The sequence below is a fragment of the Pedobacter sp. L105 genome, assembly GCF_009765875.1.
Classification (GTDB): Bacteria; Bacteroidota; Bacteroidia; order Sphingobacteriales; family Sphingobacteriaceae; genus Pedobacter.
Genome location: NZ_LMUP01000007.1, coordinates 75,077 through 93,253, shown reverse-complemented (window position 1 = coordinate 93,253; position 18,177 = coordinate 75,077). Strand labels below are relative to the sequence as shown.

12 protein-coding genes are annotated in these 18,177 nt (G+C 40.0%); 10 read left to right on the top strand and 2 right to left on the bottom strand.

What is annotated here, in order from left to right:
* Position 1 precedes the first annotated feature (1 nt).
* Positions 2-1,105 carry a lysine-epsilon-oxidase maturase LodB gene (gene lodB / locus GSQ84_RS14155; RefSeq protein WP_158797932.1) on the top strand — a complete coding sequence of 368 codons (1,104 nt, stop codon included), beginning with the start codon at positions 2-4 and terminating at the stop codon, positions 1,103-1,105.
* A 4-nt stretch (positions 1,106-1,109) separates the two neighbouring features.
* Here lodB and GSQ84_RS14150 read toward each other — a convergent pair whose 3' ends face one another.
* A complete protein-coding gene (locus tag GSQ84_RS14150) occupies positions 1,110-3,539 on the bottom strand; it encodes an outer membrane beta-barrel family protein (protein WP_158797931.1) in 2,430 nt (809 codons plus the stop codon).
* Between the two features lie 260 nt (positions 3,540-3,799).
* Between GSQ84_RS14150 and GSQ84_RS14145 the strand changes: the two genes are divergently transcribed.
* Positions 3,800-6,586, top strand: coding sequence for an outer membrane beta-barrel protein (locus GSQ84_RS14145; RefSeq protein WP_158797930.1), 2,787 nt, complete (start codon positions 3,800-3,802; stop codon positions 6,584-6,586).
* 4 nt (positions 6,587-6,590) lie between these two features.
* Positions 6,591-7,370: a GLPGLI family protein gene (locus tag GSQ84_RS14140; RefSeq protein ID WP_158797929.1), complete on the top strand. Its 780-nt coding sequence runs from the start codon at positions 6,591-6,593 to the stop codon at positions 7,368-7,370.
* A 52-nt stretch (positions 7,371-7,422) separates the two neighbouring features.
* Here the strand turns inward: GSQ84_RS14140 and GSQ84_RS14135 are convergent, their stop codons facing one another.
* A complete protein-coding gene (locus tag GSQ84_RS14135; protein ID WP_158797928.1) occupies positions 7,423-8,475 on the bottom strand; it encodes a glycoside hydrolase family 130 protein in 1,053 nt (350 codons plus the stop codon).
* A 648-nt stretch (positions 8,476-9,123) separates the two neighbouring features.
* On the opposite strand from GSQ84_RS14135, the gene GSQ84_RS14130 reads away from it, so the two are divergent.
* The 7 genes from GSQ84_RS14130 to GSQ84_RS14105 all read left to right on the top strand — a co-directional run bounded on the left by GSQ84_RS14130 (position 9,124) and on the right by GSQ84_RS14105 (position 18,055).
* Complete coding sequence (locus tag GSQ84_RS14130; RefSeq protein ID WP_158797927.1) at positions 9,124-10,278, top strand: acyltransferase; 1,155 nt, start codon at positions 9,124-9,126, stop codon at positions 10,276-10,278.
* A gap of 339 nt (positions 10,279-10,617) precedes the next feature.
* Positions 10,618-10,827 (top strand): hypothetical protein, encoded by a 210-nt coding sequence (locus tag GSQ84_RS14125; RefSeq protein WP_158797926.1) that lies wholly within the window; start codon positions 10,618-10,620, stop codon positions 10,825-10,827.
* Between the two features lie 342 nt (positions 10,828-11,169).
* Positions 11,170-11,484, top strand: a complete 315-nt coding sequence (locus GSQ84_RS14120) for a hypothetical protein (protein ID WP_216848927.1) — start codon at positions 11,170-11,172, stop codon at positions 11,482-11,484.
* A gap of 200 nt (positions 11,485-11,684) precedes the next feature.
* Positions 11,685-13,082 (top strand): TolC family protein, encoded by a 1,398-nt coding sequence (locus GSQ84_RS14115; RefSeq protein ID WP_158797924.1) that lies wholly within the window; start codon positions 11,685-11,687, stop codon positions 13,080-13,082.
* 4 nt (positions 13,083-13,086) lie between these two features.
* Positions 13,087-16,311 carry an efflux RND transporter permease subunit gene (locus GSQ84_RS14110; protein WP_216848926.1) on the top strand — a complete coding sequence of 1,075 codons (3,225 nt, stop codon included), beginning with the start codon at positions 13,087-13,089 and terminating at the stop codon, positions 16,309-16,311.
* Positions 16,312-16,336: 25 nt separating this feature from the next.
* A complete protein-coding gene (locus tag GSQ84_RS27890; protein WP_216848925.1) occupies positions 16,337-17,416 on the top strand; it encodes an efflux RND transporter periplasmic adaptor subunit in 1,080 nt (359 codons plus the stop codon).
* Between the two features lie 162 nt (positions 17,417-17,578).
* Positions 17,579-18,055 carry a PepSY-like domain-containing protein gene (locus GSQ84_RS14105; RefSeq protein ID WP_158797923.1) on the top strand — a complete coding sequence of 159 codons (477 nt, stop codon included), beginning with the start codon at positions 17,579-17,581 and terminating at the stop codon, positions 18,053-18,055.
* Positions 18,056-18,177: the final 122 nt, after the last annotated feature.

Genomic DNA, 18,177 nt, shown 5'->3' with positions numbered 1-18,177 from the left:
TATGCCCGACATCCTTCACACCGATGTGCTTATTGTAGGCGGAGGTCCCTCTGGGACTTCTGCCGCATTAGGCCTGCTTTTACACACTCCCTTTAAAGTGACACTGATTGATCACAGCGGATTTGATGCCGCCCGGGTAGGCGAACATGTAGATGCCAGTTTGTTTGACCTGCTCAGTTATCTGAAAATTGATAAAGACCATTTTGAAGAAGAAAGCTTTATTGAAGGATACAGCAACCTGGCCGCCTGGGGAAATGAAACCATTACTTCCCGAAATTCTATTCATCGTGCTGAAGGCAAAAGTTATCAGCTGAACCGCGAGAAGTTCGATTTGATGATGGTAGCCCAGGTAGCAAAAAGGGGCGGGCAGATCTTTCCACGGACAAAATGTATAAAGATGGACCAATCACCTAACGGACATTGGAAAATACAGCTGAGGCACCAGGTTAAAGGTGATTTTCAACTCCACGCAAAGTTTTTGATCGATGCCAGCGGCAGACAGGGGCACATTTGCAGGTTGCTGAATCTTAATGCCGTTAAACACGATCAGTTAATCGGCGTAGGTGCATTTCTGCAGTTCAAAGACCGCAGGGTTCTGCCGCAGGAAGTTCTTCTGGAAACCGTAGAACAAGGCTGGTGGTATTGTGCAACCCTGCCCGACCAGCGGATGACGGTTACGCTATTTACTGACGCCGATCTGGTAAAGGAACAGCAATTGCAGAAGCCCGAAAACTGGAGCCGGCTCCTCTCCGCCACAAAACACATGCGTAGAAGAACTGAAAATGCGTTTTCTAATGAAATACCCTGGGTAAGGAATGCCTTTTCACAGCTTACAGATTCAAGTTTACGCACTAATTTCCTGGCAGTAGGTGATGCAGCAGCGGCCTTCGATCCCATCTCTTCCATGGGAATTGGATTTGCCGTTTCCTCAGCCTGTAATGCAGCAAGGGCAGCGGGTTATTTTTTAGAAGGTGATGATTCTTTTGTCAAATCCTATGCACAAAGCCTAAAGGATATCTTTGCAAATTATAAAGATTTATGTAAAAAATATTATCACCTGGAACAACGCTGGCCGGATGCCGCATTCTGGCAAAGAAGATTGTAACAGTTTATTTTCCGCCTAATCTTTTTTGTTCATCATCCAATCCTGTTGTCCTGTTTCTTTCAGATTTAACAGACATCTTTCCAAAGCGGTAAGTAAAGGTCAACATGGCACTGGTTGATTTTCCGTATTGCTCCAGGCTGTAAACATTTCCTGCCACACTGCTGGATATCCTTGCTTTCTGACTATGAAAGATGTCATTTACACCTAGTTTAAGGCTACCCATTTTATTAGGGAAGTTATAACGAAGCCCTGCATCAGCATTAAACATGCTTTTTACTTTGAATGCACCGTCAATCTGTGGTGAACTGAACATCAATCCTGCATCAGCACTGATCAGTTTTGTCAGCGTGAAATTATTTTGAGAATAAAGGTTGGTGCTGAACTGTTTCGAATTCAGATCATTGCCATTTAAATTAGGTGCCTGCACTTGTTTGTAATAAGCAAGGATATTATTGTTCATATTCCACCAGCTGCTCAGCGTTACAGGGAAGTTAATTGTGATGGAGGCTACATCATCTGAGGCAAGGTTTAATACCGTTTGAAAAATTGAACTGGTTGCTGCATTCTGTAGCAGTACCTGCGTAATCACATCAGAAGTGTGCGTATAACCTAAGGAAACACTATATTTTTGTTTAAGCAGGTAACTCAATTCAAAGCTATTTGCATATTCTGGTTTCAAATTCGGATTACCCTGGTTGTAAGTATATTGATCCAGATAAAATACAAAAGGATTTAAGTTTTGGTAATTCGGCCTGTTGATCTTTCTGGAATAAGAGAAGTTCATGGTATGGTCGGCATCAAAAGTCTGGCTGACCAGCAGGGAAGGGAAGAGGTTGGTATAATCCCTTTCAGTAAGTTCATTGGTAGTGACAGAGTTGCCGGTAGATTTGGTATGTTCTGCCCGTAATCCTGCTTGTATATTGGCTTTGCCAACTGATAAGTTTAACGTTGTATAGGCAGCATCTACCTGTTCGTCGTACAAAAACTGGTTACTTTTAGTATTGTCAAATATCCAGTTGCCAGCAAGGTTATTTTCATAAATATAGTTGTTGTCACTTTTTACATCGGCTATTTTTACCCCCGCATCCAATTTGAATTTTTTTGTAAAAGGCAGGGTATAATCTACTTTAATTGCCTTGATATTGATATTGGATGGGGCAGAGTTTCTGTAGATCTGACCATCTTTAAAGAAACTGCCATCAGGCAGATAAAAACGGTTCAGGTAATTTGCATTATTACCTCCATTAAAAGTAGAATAATCAGCATCTATGCTCAGTTCCTGACCTGCAGTATCCAATATGCCTTTGTAATTGATGTTATAAGTGAAGTTTTTGCGTTTTGCTGAAGTACTGCTGGGTGTTCTTAAGATAGAATCCGGGGCCTCGAAAGACTTTCCAATATTTTCCTGACTATAGCTATAGTCATGATAAGGATTGATATTCCCTTTAACCAAAAAACCAATGGTGTGATGCGGTGACAGAAAGAAATCCGATCCGATCTTAAAGTTCTGGGCAGTGCTGGTAGATGTATCCCTGCTATGCTGACGAAAATATACAGGGGCGGTAGCACTTGGGGTAACACGGTTTAAATCCAGGGTCTCTTCATACTTTCTTGTACTATAACCATAGGAGCCAAATACATTAAAATCTTTTTTACGATAATTCAGGTTAACGGAATTATCGCTTTTCACAAATTTATTGAATCCGCCGCCTAAAGATAAACTTCCGTTAAACCCTTCTGTTTTGTTCTTTTTAGTTTTAATATTGATGATACCTCCGGTGCTGTTTGCTTCATAACGCGAACCCGGATTATTGAGGATCTCTATACTTTCTATTTCACTGCTTGCCATGGATTTGAGCAAATTGGTTACTTCTGTTTCGCTGAGGTAAGTCTGTTTACCATCAATCGTAACCAGTACATTGGCTTTACCGGCAAGGGTGATGTTTTCGTTATAATCTACTACTACTCCTGGTGCTTTTTTCAATAACTCCAGTGCCGTTAAACCTGTTGCTGATGGTGTGGCATCTACATTAAAGATCAGTTTATCAGCCCTGCGTTCTAAAATTGGTTTAGCTGCTGTAATGTTAACCTCGCCAAGCTGTTTGGAATTCTCTTTTAAGGTGATCACTGGTACCTGAAAGGCTGAGCTGGTGAGTTGAAATGATGCTGTTTTAACTTTACTGTAACCTATTGATGTAGACTGGATGTAGTAGTTACCAGGCTTCGCTGTGAAATTGAATTTTCCATCTTCGTTGGTCATTGCTGTAGTAACCAGAACAGAATCTTTAGCGTTATATAATAAAATCGTGGCTGCAGGTAAAGTTTGCTGGGCATCCCGAACGGTGCCGCTCACTTTTACACTTTCCTGTGCAGATAAACACAATGGAAAGAAATATAATAAGAGGAGAAATGTGGCAGGTAAAAATAGTTTCATCTTTTTGTTGTCTTTGTAAATAAGATGCCAGAAGAAACAATTAGTTACAAATGAAATAAAAATAGATTGGTTTTAAAAGGGTTTAGTTATAGTAATGTAGTTTATATCGCTTTATGTATGTGGAATTTTGTTAATTATATCAATTAGTTGTGTGCTATACAGTGAAATAAAAATCATTTATAAAATTTAACATTTTTTAAGAGTAAATAGTTTTTATTACTATTTTTTTAGTTATACATTGGGGTCGTAATTAGCTCCCTATGAAACTGCCTTTCCTCAGTATTTTTTTTCTCATTCTCCTCAGTATGACTGCTGCTGCACAAAACGTTAATTCTGTTAAAGGATCTGTGGCCGATACAACTACAAATCATCAGTTAATTAATGCTTCTGTGAGCGTGCTGCAGAGTAAAGACTCTGTTCTGGTCGATTTTACCCAGGTGGATGAAAATGGAACTTTTTCGATCACCGATCTCCCCAAAGGGAAATTGTTCTTATTGGTTACTTATCCCGGTTATGCTGATTATGTAGAGCAGTTCAGCGTGGACAGCACCAAAAAAAGTATTGATTTTGGTAAAATCAGGATGATTCTTAAAGCTACCCTGCTAAACAATGTGATCATTAAGGGAAAAGCCGCCGCTATAAAAATTAAAGGGGATACCACAGAATTTAATGCATCGGCTTTTGTGATCCAGCCCAATTCAAAGGTAGAAGACCTGCTAAAACAATTGCCCGGTATTCAGGTAGATAAACATGGAAAGATCACCGCACAGGGACAAACGGTAACTAAAGTGCTGGTAGACGGAGAAGAGTTTTTTGGCGATGACCCCACGCTGGTGACAAAGAATCTGCGGGGAGACATGATAGACAAGGTGCAGCTGTATGATAAAAAAAGTGATCAGGCAGCCTTTACGGGTGTTGATGACGGTAAAACGGATAAAACTATCAATCTTAAGCTGAAAGAAGACAAGAAGAACGGTTATTTTGGAAAAATAGAAGCAAGTGGTGCTACAGATAAATATTACGAAGAGCAGGGGATGTTCAATTATTTTAAAGGTAAACAGAAATTTTCTGCTTACGGAACTCTGGCAAATACCGGGAAAATAGGGTTGGGCTGGTCGGATAACAGTAAATATGGTGTCTCTCAGGTTGAGGCCTTTGATGGAGGTTTTTATATCAATGCGTCAAATGACGATCTGGAATCTTATAACGGGCAATACAATGATCAGGGAATCCCCGTAGCCAGAACCGGTGGAACCCACTACGAAACCAAATGGAACGAGGATAAGGAATCTATTAATGCCAATTACAAAGTAGGCTCATTAGGAGTGACAGGAACCAATAATACCATTACACAGACTAATTTGCCCACAGGTGCTTTTAATACGGTATCTGGAAATGATTTTAACAATTTTATGTTCAGGCAAAAGCTGGATGGAAGTTATCAGATCAAACTGGATACTACTTCTACCCTGAAGATTTCTGTGGATGGAACGATAAAAAACAGTCAGACCCGAAGTAATATAGATACAAAAAGTACACGTGGTAATGATGTGCTGCTCAATGAAAGCCAGAGAAATCTGGATAATGATGCGCATAATAAACTGTTCAATACCAAACTATTTTATACCAAAAAGCTGAATAAACCACGGCGAACCTTGTCCGTAACCCTAACGGAAGCTGTAACCAATACGGATACTAAAGGTTATCTGAAATCAGATAACGAATATTACAACACTACAGGGGTTAGGGATAGCAGTTCAGTGGTCAATCAATATAAAACCAGTTTGCTTAAAAGTTCTGTATTCACCTCCAATATAGCTTATACTGAACCACTGACAAAAAATTTAGCATTGGTGGTGAATTACGGTTTGGGCATCAACAACAGTAGCGCAAACAGGCAATCGTTTAATCCTGCTGCAAACGGCAGTTATACATTACTGGATAGCATTTATAGTAATAATTTTAAGCTCAATCAGGTTTTTAACCAGGGTGGGTTGATATTAAACTTCAAAAGTAATAAGCATACACTGAATTTTGGAAGCAGGATTTCCGATATCAGTTTCGATCAGACCAACCTGATTGACAACAGTACCCTAAAACGGAACTTCCTGAGTTGGAAACCGCAATTGAATTATAATTATAAGTTTGCTCCGCAAACGGAGATTTATGTATACTATTCCGGTACCGGCGTTCAGCCAACCCTTGATCAAATTCAGCCTGTGCGGGTGAATAATGACCCTCTAAATATCATTCTTGGGAATCCGGATTTAAAACAATCCTTCCAGCAGAATATCAATATAAGGTTTAACTCTAATAAAGTGATCACCGGAAGAAGTATTTATGGCTATTTGAATTATAGCGTGACCAATAATCCTATCGTAAGCAATACGGTAACAGACTCAGCTGGTAAAAGTGTGATCAGTTATACCAACCTTCCGCAAAAAAAATCCAGCTCAGTCTCCAGTTACTTCACGATCAACCAAAAAATTAAGGCACTGGATATCGGTACCGGATTATCTTTAAATGCAAACGGAAATACATCATACAGCTATATTAATGGTGCTTTGAATAAAGTAACGGGAGCTACCTACGGGGGTAATTTTAGTTTCTACAAATCTAAGGACAACAAATATGATATTTATGGAAGTTTTGGCCCTACCTATACCACTAATGAATCTTCTATCCAGCAGCAGCTCAATGATAACGGCTGGGGATGGCGGGGCAATGCCAGTTTTACGATTTACCTGCCGGGAAAATTTGAAATAGGATCAGATCTCCGTTATGAATATAGGGCTAAAACAGAATCATTTGATACCAACTTTTCGAGGGTGATTTTAAATGCAGTGGTTAGCAAGAAATTCCTGAAATCACAAGGTTTGAAGTTGTCCTTTTCAGGTAATGACCTGCTCAATCAGAACAAAGGTTTTAGCCGGTCGGCAAGCGGAAATATGATTACGCAAAACGATTATACTACGATAAGAAGATATTTTATGGGCTCTATCTCCTGGGATTTCAGCAAGATGGGTGGATCAACTTCAAAAAAATAAAACAATGAACAGAAAAATAATTACAGTGGTTCTGCTTTTTATCGGTATGAGTGCTACGCTATCCGCACAAAACGTAAGATTTGTTAAAGAAGGTACTATAACCTATGAACGGACCATCAATACCTATGCGATAATGGAGAAAAAAATGGCGAAAAGTGATAATGCCTTTAAAGGACCAATTATGGAAGGCTTTAAAAAATCCCAGTCCCAGTTTAAGACCCTAAAAAGCACACTTTATTTTTCCAAGAACCAAACTTTATTTAAACCAACAGAAGATGCCTCTCCTCCTGTGAATTACTTAGGCCCATCGCCAGAATTCAGCCAGTTGAATACCATCTTTTCTGATTTAACCACACACCAGCAGGTAACGCAGAAAAATGCTTTTGAAGAGACTTTCCTTGTAAAGGATAATACCAGAAAAATAAGGTGGAAGATTACTACAGAAACCAGGGAAATTGCAGGTTATTCCTGCAGAAGGGCAAATGCAATTGTGCTGGATTCTATTTATGTGGTTGCCTTTTATACCGAGCAGATCCCCGTTTCAGGAGGCCCCGAATCTTTTAACGGGTTGCCTGGAATGATTTTAGGTGTGGCTCTGCCCCATGAGAATGTAACCTGGTTTGCGAAAACTGTCACAGATAAAACTGTGGATAGTAAAGTTATGGTAACACCTGCTAAAGGAAAAGTGACAGACAATAAAGGGTTAACTGCAACATTATTAGCCGCGTTAAAGGATTATTGGGGAGATGGTAGTAACGCGATATTAAAGATGTTTATGCTTTAACCATGATGCAACCCTTTGGCCTGAAATAACAGCTTCTTAAGTTTGTTTTGCTTTAAATCTTAATTAAAGCAGAAAGAATTTGCTGAATGGAAAAATGTGCGCCGCATACAAATTCATCAGCTGCTCCATAATAAACTGTTAATGTATCCCCATCGATGATATGGCCGTTGGTAAAAACTACATAACCAAAAAAGCCGCTTAACTCGTAGGTTTCCAAAGGAAGCATAATTGGTTCTTTTGTTCTTGCAATTACTTTTGACGGATCTTCCAGATCCATTAAAAATGCGCCCAGACAATATTGGTTCTTTTTATTTGCCCCATGATACACCTCCAGCCAGCCCTCTGCCGTTTTTATAGGAGCTGCTCCTGCGCCAACTCTTGCGCTGTCCCATAAATCATCACGGGTTTTAACAATGCATTTGTGGTTTCCCCAGTGCAAACCATCTGGCGATTCAGCAAGCCATATAAAATTACCGCCAAGGTCTACACTGCTTGGGCGGTGTAAGGCATAGAATTTACCATTGATCTTTTCTTCAAATATTGCACAGTCTTTGTTATGCGGAGGCAGTATCAAGCCCTTTGATTCAAAATTTTTCCAATCTGTAGTGGTTCTGAGGCCCACGGCAACGCCACTTTCAGAAACCGCAGTATAAGAAAGATAATAGGTGTTTTCTATCTTCGCAACCCGGCAATCTTCAATCCCAAATCTTTCCAATGGCCCGTTTCCAAATAAGGGAGCATATCCTTCAGGCTCTTCAAAATGCACGCCATCAGTACTGCATAATAAACGGAGATGGGAAATGGTGGTCAGGTAATCGAGTCCTTTATAATTTACTATCCTTGGGTCTGTAGCAATCAGATCGGGGTCATTTAGTGCCACCTCAACAAGCTCCGTTTTTCCAGATGCATCTAATACCGGAACATAAATGAACCCTTCTTTCTGACTGAGGCTTTCAGCTACCCTGACCAGCAGCCAGATTTTATCATCATAACTAAAGGCCCCCGGATTAAGCAAACTAATAATTTGCATCTCGCTACTGCTAACAGTAAGATCTTTTGGTAATAATAAAGGATTTTCAGGAAAACGTTGTGCCAGGTCTTTCATTGCAATATTTTTACGGGGATGAAACTATTGTTTGTTTTAATAATTAATTCACTCTAACAACAGCTTGTTGGAATAGTTTGATCTGATTGCAATTGTATTGTGTTAAAGCTAGGATAAGCCAGGGTTGTCGTTAGTTTGTGCCCGGGGTGCGAGCATAGTGCTACTCATCTCCCTCCAATATGACTCTAATGTATTCCTGAAAAACATTGGAGTCATACTGGAGGGAGACCGGAAAGAGATTGCTGTCACTCCGACTACAACCCAACCACATCCCAGGCACAACCCCGGGAAATGTTATATCTAACAGGTCTATTTACCCATGTTTAAGATTGTAGTAGTTTTTAAGATTTATTTGAAAGATACTCAAATTGAAAATCCATAAGTTCTGTTTTTTAAAGCAAGCCCACATCAGAACGGAGCAACTTGCTACAGTTATTAAAAAGAGGCGTAATTCCGTCTTTATTTTATCGGCAAAATTTCCATAATATTTAGGAGTTGAATTTTTTAGACTAAACGATTTATGATCTGTAATATATCGTTTTAGTGTTGTAAGTAGTTGGTAATTAAAATTATATAATTTTTTTTGATGTGGATTTCTTACGTAAAAACGGATCAGAATAAATACTTTTATCACGAAATTTATATAAAATGAAAAGATTCTGTGCTCTGGATGGGCTGCGTGGTGTAGGGGCCATATTAGTTGTAATTTATCACACTCATGTTCTTGGGGCGCTAAGTGAGTTTAGCTTTTTTAGAAATGGATACCGTGCTGTTGAATTTTTCTTTGTCTTAAGTGGATTCGTTATGTATCATGCCTATGGACAAAAGAGCTTAGATTTTCTAAGATTTAAACGCTTCTTAATTAGCAGAACCTTCAGAATTTTTCCGCTTCATATTGTTATGCTAATCTTTTTTATTTTTTTAGAAATATTGAAATATATCGCCGGCCTAAAAGGATATAATTTTAGTACTCCTGCATTTTCGGGGAATAATACTCCATCAGCAATACTTCCAAATTTATTTCTAATAGAAGAGTGGTTGGGGAAGCCAGGGACAGGAACTCGTTCATTTAATACGCCTACCTGGAGTATAAGCATTGAATATTATACTTATCTTATTTTTGGCTCTATATTATTGTTCATTCCTGGAATAAAAAAGTATTTATTTATATTTCTATCTATTCTCTCATTTGTGGCGTTAGAAAATCATTATCCATACCTAAATAATAGTATATTCAGAGGGCTTTCCTGCTTTTTTATTGGTTGTCTATGTTATCTTGTTTATCTGGAGATAGGAAAGCTAAAATTAACAACTAAGATATTTTACCTATTGGAGGTTGTTTCAATAGGTATCGCAGGGGCAATTTTTCCATTTGATTTTGCCTATAAAGATGTGGTTATTACCCTTTCTTTTTGTCTTGTGGTCATTTCTTTCTCTTTTGATAGAGGAATTATTTCTGCTTTCCTTAAAACCAAAATAATGAACCATGTGGGGAAACTATCCTATTCGATTTATCTTACACACTACGCAATTCTAAATGTAATTCTAAGTTTTGCAATGATTGCTGGTAAAATATCGGGGAATAACTTCACTCCAACTTTTGGAAATAATATCCAGACTATGGAAAGATATATTGCCAGTGGAAATTCTTTGATTGATAATTTTATAGTAATATTAATAATCGCAATTGTGCTGTTCATTTCAGGTCTTACCTATTCATTTATAGAATTAAAAGGGATTCAATATGGAAAACAGTTAAATAAAAAAATTGATAACCCTGTCTCTTTACCACTATCGGTTTAACTTAATACTATTGGCTTTCATTGGATTCTGATAATTACAATTATCAGAATCAAAAATTGGTTTAGGAATGGATTGTTAAAGGTGAACAGGGTGAAAACCAGAAAGCAGGTTATGGTGTAGCATTGTTGGAATAGCTATCGGTTCGAATATCGAAAAAGTTTTGGGAGTTGAAATTTGCGCTACAGGCGACCAGTTCAATCAATCACCTCGCATTGATCGATGATGGTAATTTACTACCTTATCTTAATATTTTGATAAAAATTTCAGAAAAATAATCTTTTAATAAACAATTTATAAAACGTGCTGTTGCTGTGACATATCTATAAAAAACCAAATATCATGAAACATTCACATCACGAGGAAGCTGCAAAGCACCACACAGAAGCTGCAAAGCATCACACAGAAGCGCACAAAAGTCATTCAGAAGGTAATGATGAAAAAGCGGCCACACATGCACATGCTGCACAAGGTCATGGATCTAAAGCTAAAGAGCATGCCAATGAGGCATCTAAAAAGCATGCAGAGAAACATAGCACTGCTAAGAAGTAATTAGTAACTGAGGCAGTACGAGCGCTGCCTCAGTTATTTTTATTATAGAAATCCGCCATTCCTTCTAAAATCAACTCCAGCCTTGTATCAAATGATATATTTTGGCTTAACGCAGCTGATTATAAGCCCTAAACGTTCCCATAGAATGATGTCCATCAGTAATAAATACAATTTTTTGTAACAAAAATATGTATTTTGATTTCTTATTGTGTTTAGTAAAAACGATTTAGTAGTATTGTTATGTCAATGTTAATTTAATATTAACATGTCTTTCAAATGGATACTAATCAGAGGTTTTCAAACAGAGTCATCTTCTATTCATTTTTGGTTTTAATATTCCTGATGCGTCCTTTTTTTGCTTACGAAGTATCAAAAGGCGGGGCACTGGTTACAGGTCCTAAACGTACCTTCAGCTTATTCCAAAGAGCAGTGAAGAAAAAAGAAACCCACGCAGACAATGATGATGCGGAAATTATCCAGTTAGTGGATAACCAATTCGTTCTTCCTTCCGTTTTACTTGTTTTGTTAAGACGTCAGGCATCGTGGTTGTTTTCTTTGTTATTTATTCGTGTAAATGTAAACTGGAAACGCAATACTGTTTTCCAGGTCTGTCCGTCTAATCAGTACTTTCAACTGATCTCCCGACTCCAAATCTGAGCCTATATTTATTGGTGTGTTTTAGTTTTTAAAAACTAAGACCTGTTTGAGTTTCTCCGTGGAACTCATTGGATGAGCATTTTTCTGATCACATCAGTTGAATAGGATAGGTATGCCCCTGTTTTACTAAAACTGTCGTGTCAGGATGATCTTTTCGTCCATTCCCAATCAATTATTTTCCTGTTTATTTTAACAGATTTATGAAATCCTATATGCTAAAAACAATAGGGAGGTTCACTGTGACGTGTATTTTCCTATTGTCCTTCAATACCCTTGAAGCTCAGAACAAGTATTCTTTAAAAGACCTGGTAGATTCTGCAACGAACCATTTGCCCGTACTGCTGCAAAAGCAAGCGCTGATCAATAGTGCAAAGGCAAATATTACCGATGCTAAAAACTCCTTTTTACCCAAGCTGACTGTAGGAGATGAACTTTCCATAGGGTCTGCGAATGACCTGAACGGAACATATCTTCCTATTGGCGGCATCGTCCATGCTACATCGGGCAGTATCAGGGCGGGTAACGATAATAGTCCTGCTACCGGTAACATAGCTTCTGCTTTTGCAGAATATGACCTGGTGAATTTTGGCCTGCGTGGTGCCAAAGTTGGTAATGCTGTAGCTTATGCCAATTTGCAGCAGGCCGATTTTGACAAAGAGTTATATGTGCTGAAACTGCAACTATCCAAGCTGTATTTCAATGTCATTAAAAACACTTATCAGCTGCATATCGACCAGCAGAATATCAACCGCTATCAATCTGTAATGACCATCATCAGCGCCTTAACCAGTACCGGTATTAAACCCGGGGTAGATTCATCAATGGCTAAAGCTGAATTGTCTAAAGTGCGGGTAAGTTATAACCTGCATGAAGGCGCAATTAAACAGTTGAAACAGCAGCTTAGTTTCCTAACCGGAATCAGGGCCCCCGAGATTAATTTAGACACGCTGCGGAAAGACAGCCAGGTACAGGCTACCCATTTATTCGGAAGCATGACCGATACGGTTTCCAATCCATTGCTGAAGTATTACAGTCAGCAGGAGGTGTTGTATCAATCTGCCGAAAAGCTGGTAAGAAAAAGCTATCTCCCCAAAATTATCCTTGCAGGCGGAGGATGGGAGCGTGGGTCGAGCATCCAGTATAATGGTTACCAGCCGCTCAGTACAGGATTGGGTTACCAGCGCTTCACTTATGCCGGAGGTGTTGCCATCACTTACGATTTGTTTAATGTTATCCACCGTAAAAATAAAGCGGCCGTTAGCCACTATCAGACAAAGGCTGCAGGTTATGAGCTGGAACAGCAAAAGCAGACGCTCAATAATGCCAATATACAGGCAGGAGAAGTGATTGCCACAGCAGAGAAAAACCTCGCTGAACTGCCGGTACAGCTGCAGGCGGCAACTGATGTCTACAACCAGAAAGTGGCGCAATATAAAGCTGGTGTGATCAACCTGATCGACCTGACCAATGCTTCATTTTTATTGTATTCAGCACAGCTGAATTATGTGGAAACGCTAAACGACTGGTATTTGGGTAACCTGGATAAGGCTGCATCAACAGGTAATCTCGATTTATTTATTCAAACTATTAAAAGATAAAAAAATGGTAAAAGCAGCTTTAAAAAGACCTATCACCATACTGGTGTTATTTATTGGCCTTTTATTGTTCTCCATTATGTCTTTGCGTACCGTTCCTATCGATATCTTTCCGAGTTTAAACTCGCCTACGGTATACGTGATACAACAGTACGGAGGGATGAGTGCAAAACAAATGGAAGGTTTCTTCTCCACAAAAATGCAGGATCACTTTCTGTATGTGGATGGTCTGAAGAATATTGAAAGTAAAAATACACAGGGCTTAACCCTGATCAAGCTTTCCTTTTATGAAGGGACAGATATGGCAGAAGCGTCAGCAGAGATCGCCATTCAGGTAAACCGGTGTCTGGCCTTTTTTCCTCCGGGATCATTGCCTCCGGAAGTAGTACGTTTTGATGCTTCTTCAGTTCCTGTAGGAGAGTTGGTTTTCAGCAGTAAAACAAAGTCATTGAATGATGTTTTTGATATGGCCAGTACCATCATTCGTCCGCTTTTCGGTAAAATACCTGGCCTTTCTGCGCCACCAGCATTTGGTTCTAATGCCCGTTCAATCATTATCAAGGCCGATCCTGAAAAGTTAAGGGAACTCAATATTTCCCCTGAGCAGGTAGTAGAAGCACTGGGCCGTAACAATGCGATCACACCTTCAGGTAATGTGCGTATCGACAGTACGATGTACGTTTCCTCTGTAAATTCACAGGAAGAACATGTGAAAGATTTTAACGATATCCCTATTGTAAGTAATGGGGTGAATACCATCTATGTAAAAGATGTAGCCCACGTAGAAGATGCATCGGATATTGTGATGGATTATGCGTTGGTAAACGGCAAGCGCTCAGTATATTTTCCTATCGTAAAAACGGCGAGTTCTTCTACCTGGGATGTAGTGCAGAACCTGCGCAAGGAAATTCCTGAAATGCAGAGCCTGCTGCCTAAAGATGTTCATATCAGTTATGAGTTTGACCAGAGTGTGTTTGTAATGAACTCTGCGAAAAGTTTAATGACCGAAGGGATTCTGGGGGCTGTTTTAACGGGTTTAATGGTGCTGCTGTTTCTGCGCGACTGGCGCAGTAGTCTGGTAGTGGTAATCACCATACCGGTGGCTATTTTAAGTACCGTGTTTTGTTTGAAAATGGCCGGGCAGACCATCAACATGATGACCCTGAGCGGACTGGCACTGGCCATTGGTATCCTCGTGGATCAGGCTACGGTAACCATTGAAAACATCCATCAGCATTTCGAAATGGGTAAAACCAAAAAACAGGCTATTCAGGATGCCTGTATGGAAATATCCTTTCCCTTATTGCTGATCCTGCTGTGTATACTGGCCGTTTTTGCCCCTTCTTTTGTAATGACCGGTGTGCCGAAGGCGATGTTCCTGCCGCTTTCCCTGTCTATCGCTTTCGCGATGATCATCTCCTATATTGCTGCACAGACCCTGGTTCCGATTATCTCTAACTGGTTGTTAAAAGAAGAAATGTTTCAGTACCATCACAACCAGCCACATGCCCATGCAGGTCTGGACCTCAATAGTGAAGAGACTGATGAAATCAATAAACATACGGCAGAGGATATCAAACACCCTGAAGAAAATGATTTCTTTCAGCGTATTAAAGTAGGATTACTCCATAAGCTGAACAACTGGATGCCTAAACGGAAGCCAATTGTTGTTTTCTACCTGGTTGTTGTGTTGTTGCTTACCGGCGTCGGTTTTGTAACCATTGGTAAGGACATGCTTCCGCACTCCAATGCAGGGCAGTTACAGCTGCGGGTACGTGAACCGGATGGTACCCGACTGGAAATTACCGAACGGAATGTAAAAAGTATTTTGTCGATTATCGATTCTGCAGTTCATGGTAATGTAGCCATCACTTCTGCATTTGTAGGGCCGGTATCTTCCAATTTTGGGCACAGTAACCTGTATGTTTTTAACAGTGGTACACACGAAGCTGTATTACAGGTAGAGCTGGATGAGAAATACAAAGTGAACATGGATGATCTGAAAGATCAGATCAGGCTGGATATTAAAAAGAAATTTCCTCGTGTTAAGTTATCATTCGAACCTATTGAATTGACTGAGAAATTAATGTCCCAGGGATCTGCCACACCTATTGAAGTACGTGTAGCAGCTAAGGATATGGATAATCTGGCTGATTATTCCAACAAGCTGGTGAAAAGGCTGCAGCAAATTCCTTACCTGCGCGATGTTCAGATTGCACAGCCATTAAAGTTTCCTACCATCAATGTGCATTTAGACAGGCAAAAGCTGGCGCAGCTGGGATTAAGCGTGGAAAATGTTTCTAAAAGTATCTCAGATGTGACCGCCTCCAGTCGTTATACCCTCAAAAATCTGTGGCTGGATAACCAGAAACAATACACCTACAATACAGAGGTTCAGGTTCCTGAATACATGATGAATAGCCTGGATCAGTTAAAATCAACGCCTGTTGTTGCCGGTAAAATGAGACCCGTGTTATCAGATGTGGCAAGTATCACTATTGATTCACTACCGGGTGAATACGACCGTTCAGGACCGCGCAGGTTTTTAACGATCAATGCGAATATTTATAAGAAGGATCTGGGAACAGCCACTACTGATGTACAAAAAGCAGTGGATGAAATGGGAACACCTCCGTCAGGTTTAGTTGCCCAGGTAAGGGGAATGTCTTCTCTGCTCACTGAAACTTTAGGCTCCCTGCAAAGCGGGTTGCTGGCTGCGATTGTAGTAATCCTGTTATTGCTTACTGCCAATTATCAATCCGTTGGCTTGGCCTTTTCTATCTTATCTACGGTGCCAGCGGTGCTGTTCGGTTCTATTGGAATGCTGCTGCTTACCGGTTCTACGCTCAACCTGCAGTCATATATGGGGATTATTATGTCGGTAGGGGTATCCGTATCCAATGCAATCCTGATCGTAAATAATGCGGAAAGTTTAAGACTGGAGTACAGAGATCCATTCAAGGCAGCATCAGTGGCGGCAAGCATCAGGCTTCGCCCTATTTTAATGACCAGTCTGGCGATGATTGCCGGTATGATCCCAATGGCCAGTGGCCTGGGCGAATCCGGAGATCAGTCGGCACCGCTGGGACGCGCGGTAATAGGCGGGTTGATTACTTCAACAATTGCGGCTTTATATATCGTGCCATTAGTATATGGATGGATACAGCAGAATGCTTCCTACAAGGATGTCTCGCTATTAGCCGAAACAGAAAAAAAACAGAACATGAATTAAAAGCCTGATCAAATCATCATATATCATGAAACTAAAATATATCATCATCGCCTGCGCAGCAACTGTATTGTACAGCTGCTCAAACAATAAGCCGGCAGAAAAGAAACAGGAAACTGCCGCCGCTCCTCATTACGACCTGACGAGTTTGCAAAGCCCCGATATGGAACAAACGGTGAAACTCCCGGCACAATTGGCTGCCTACGAGGAAGTGAGCATCTTTCCTAAAGTTAACGGTTATGTCAAAAATGTACTGGTAGATATCGGTTCACATGTAACAAAAGGGCAGTTGTTAATGACGCTGGAAGCACCCGAGATTTTGCAGGCAACTTTACAGGCGAAAGAAAAATACGCCCGTTCGGTATCTGATTACCGGCTGAATAAGGAAAACTATACCCGCTTAAAGGTAGCATCGCGCACAGCAGGAGCGATTTCGGCAATGGACCTGGCTACCTATAAGTCAAAAATGGAATCTGACAGTTCTTTAAGCAATGCTGAAAAAGCGAACTGGCAAATGCAGGAAGCCCTGATGGGTTATCTAAACGTAAGGGCTCCGTTTAGCGGAATTATTACTGATAGAAATACCCATCCCGGAGCCCTGGCCAGCGCAGAATCAAAGGACAATAAACCAATGCTGGAATTGAAAGAAGTAGACCATCTCCGTTTGCAGGTGGATATACCTGAAGGAATAGCTGCTTCGCTGAAAAACAAAGATCAGATCAGCTTTTACCTCAGTGCCCTTCCCGGTAAGAAAATGACGGCCACGATCAGTCGCAAAGCCGGTAATGTAAACATACAGTACCGGTCAGAACGCATAGAGCTGGATGTACCCAATAAGGAGGGTTCCCTGTCACCAGGGATGTATGCAGATGTGATCTTAAATGTTAAAGGCACACCAGATGCACTGATCGTTCCTAAATCTGCAGTAGTTACTTCAACGGAAAGAAAATATGTGATTGCTGTGAGGGATGGGAAAACGGTAAGGGTAGACGTAGCCACCGGTATTGAAAATACCAATAAAGAAGAAGTTACAGGCGACTTGAAAAAGGATGACAAGGTAATTGTCAATGCCAGTGATGAAATAGAAGAAGGAATAAAAGTCAATTAAACAATGTGTAACCCCTGAAACTTGCATTTGCTTTTAAAATTAGCCGATGCAAGTTTCATCAACTTAAAAAAAAATATTACGAACCCTGCATGAACTCACAGCTTTCAAAAAGAAATGAAAGCTCATGCAAGCTTCATAACCATTAAAAATAAATATATTCTCATGAAAAATTTAATCGTTTCAATAATCGCAGTACTCATCTTTTCAGTTCCAGTTATTGCCCGTCAGAAAACTGTTCAGTTGCCTGCCGAAATCGCTTCGGCATTTGCATCAAAACATCCGGAGAGTGTGGTAGAAAACTGGCACCTTAAATCAGGAACCTACATCGTTAAATTCAAAGCAAACAAGAAAAATCATTTCGATTATTACGGAACCGATGGCAAATGGATAAAGACAGAAACGATGTTTCATTTTACCCATTATCTGACGCCTTCAGTTAAAAACGGATGGAAAAACTCTGCATTCAAAGCCTGGTATATTGAAGAAATTAAAGAAGTAGAAACATCAGGACACCATGAGTTTGTTTTCCTGGTAGACAATGGCCCGATGCTGGATTCTGATCATGTTTACTTTATGGAGAAATATAAATTATACTTTTCTCCGGCAGGCGAACTGGTTAAAAAAGAAGAATTGCCTTAAGCCTAGTTATTTGATATTCCCAATGTGTATTGGATGGTTATGGCCATCCAATACTATTAAAAAAGAGACGCAGGCAGGATCAAAGCAGCTTCTGTTGACATTTCTTAAATTTGCTTATAGCC

Excerpts from the sequence above, each read along its gene's own strand:
- GSQ84_RS14115 (WP_158797924.1), top strand. The coding sequence starts at position 11,685 with ATGAAATCCTATATGCTAAAAACAATAGGGAGGTTCACTGTGACGTGT.
- GSQ84_RS27890 (WP_216848925.1), top strand. The coding sequence starts at position 16,337 with ATGAAACTAAAATATATCATCATCGCCTGCGCAGCAACTGTATTGTAC.
- GSQ84_RS14120 (WP_216848927.1), top strand. The coding sequence starts at position 11,170 with ATGCGTCCTTTTTTTGCTTACGAAGTATCAAAAGGCGGGGCACTGGTT.
- GSQ84_RS14135 (WP_158797928.1), bottom strand. The coding sequence starts at position 8,475 with ATGAAAGACCTGGCACAACGTTTTCCTGAAAATCCTTTATTATTACCA.
- lodB (WP_158797932.1), top strand. The coding sequence starts at position 2 with ATGCCCGACATCCTTCACACCGATGTGCTTATTGTAGGCGGAGGTCCC.
- GSQ84_RS14140 (WP_158797929.1), top strand. The coding sequence starts at position 6,591 with ATGAACAGAAAAATAATTACAGTGGTTCTGCTTTTTATCGGTATGAGT.
- GSQ84_RS14110 (WP_216848926.1), top strand. The coding sequence starts at position 13,087 with ATGGTAAAAGCAGCTTTAAAAAGACCTATCACCATACTGGTGTTATTT.
- GSQ84_RS14105 (WP_158797923.1), top strand. The coding sequence starts at position 17,579 with ATGAAAAATTTAATCGTTTCAATAATCGCAGTACTCATCTTTTCAGTT.
- GSQ84_RS14150 (WP_158797931.1), bottom strand. The coding sequence starts at position 3,539 with ATGAAACTATTTTTACCTGCCACATTTCTCCTCTTATTATATTTCTTT.
- GSQ84_RS14130 (WP_158797927.1), top strand. The coding sequence starts at position 9,124 with ATGAAAAGATTCTGTGCTCTGGATGGGCTGCGTGGTGTAGGGGCCATA.
- GSQ84_RS14125 (WP_158797926.1), top strand. The coding sequence starts at position 10,618 with ATGAAACATTCACATCACGAGGAAGCTGCAAAGCACCACACAGAAGCT.
- GSQ84_RS14145 (WP_158797930.1), top strand. The coding sequence starts at position 3,800 with ATGAAACTGCCTTTCCTCAGTATTTTTTTTCTCATTCTCCTCAGTATG.